This window comes from Paraburkholderia sp. BR14374, assembly GCF_040948685.1.
GTDB lineage: Bacteria > Pseudomonadota > Gammaproteobacteria > Burkholderiales > Burkholderiaceae > Paraburkholderia > Paraburkholderia youngii.
Window position 1 is genome coordinate 1 of record NZ_JBFPKF010000097.1, and the last position, 1,488, is coordinate 1,488.

The following is a 1,488-nucleotide window of genomic DNA, read 5'->3' on the forward strand; positions in this document are numbered from 1 at the left end:
GTCGAACCTGAACAATCCGGAGAGCCTTTTGCAGCAAGGGTTTGAAGCGGAAAGTTGTTGATGCATTTGCAGGAACCTGGCAGATTATGGGTAGTTTCCTGCAAATTCTGTCGAGGTCTGGATGGGTCCGAAGACAGCGGTGAGCGAAGGCGATTTGTTTCGGCATCCTCTTCGCGAGCAGATCAACCTGAAGCATCCGCTGGTGCGTCTGGCCGATCTGATCAGCTGGGATCAGCTGGGTGCGTCGATGAGCGCGAGCTTTGTCTCACGCAAGGGTCGTCCGGCAACGTCACCGAGGCTGATTGCTGGCTTGTTGTATCTCCAGCATGCGTTCGATCTGTCGGACGAGGAAGTGGTCTGACAATGGGTGGAGAACCCGTATTGGCAGGTCTTCGCCGGCGAGACGTATCTGCAGACCGAGCCCCCGATCGATCCGTCGAGCCTGACACGCTGGCGTAAGCGCCTGGGTGAAGCTGGCGTTGAAGAACTGCTGGCCGAGACGATCGAAGCGGCGAAGCGCGCGGGCGTGATCAAGGCCTCAAGCGCGAAGCGCGTAATCGTCGACACGACGGTCATGCAAAAGGCGATCGCCCATCCAACCGATTCGCGCCTGCTCGAGCGGTGTCGCGAACATCTGGTGAAGGCCGCGGCGCGACACGGATTGAAGCTGCGGCAGAACTACAACCGCGAGGCGCCACACGTGGCACGTCAGATTGGCCGCTACGCCCATGCGAAGCAGTTTAAGCGCATGAAGAAGGCGCTGCGCACGTTGCGGTCACGCGTTGGGCGGGTGATGCGTGATGTGGAGCGTCAGCTCGATTCTCAGTTTCCGACGCCGGGCGTAGCGCGCTAACGGAGTTGATCGGCCGCACCAGGCGGATCCTCTCACAGAAGCAGAAGGACCGGAACAAGCTTTACGCCTTGCATGCGCCGGAAGTCGAATGTCTGGCCAAAGGCAAGGCCCGCACGCCGTACGAATTCGGCGTCAAGGTGTCGATCACGACGACCCACAAGGAAGGGCTGGTGATCGGGGCGCGTTCGATGCCTGGCAATCCCTACGACGGCCATACGCTGGCGGAGGCGCTGGAGCAGGCGGCGATCCTCAGTGACGTGAAACCGGAAGTGGCCGTTGTCGATCGCGGCTACAAGGGTGTCATCGTTGATGGCGTGAAGATCTACCATCCGGGATTACGGCGAGGAATCACACGTGGACTACGCGAGATGATCCGAAGGCGAAGTGCGATCGAGCCAGCCATCGGCCACATGAAGGCAGACGGGAAGCTCGACCGGAACTGGCTTAAAGGCGCGCTCGGCGACGCGATACACGCAGTGCTGTGCGGCGCCGGCCATAACCTGCGGATGATCCTCAGGAAGCTGAGGCTTTTTTACGCCGCTGTTCTGGCCGCTTTGCTCAACCGCTCAATCGCTGTCGAATACCAGCCGTGAGGGCAAGCGTCGTCCAAAACGAATTATTCAGACCCGACTACT

1 pseudogene is annotated in these 1,488 nt (G+C 59.9%); it reads left to right on the forward strand.

Annotated features, from left to right (window positions below):
- The first annotated feature begins 121 nt into the window (after positions 1 to 121).
- A pseudogene (locus tag AB3X86_RS38135) lies at positions 122 to 1,446 on the forward strand (IS5 family transposase).
- The last annotated feature ends 42 nt before the right edge of the window (positions 1,447 to 1,488 follow it).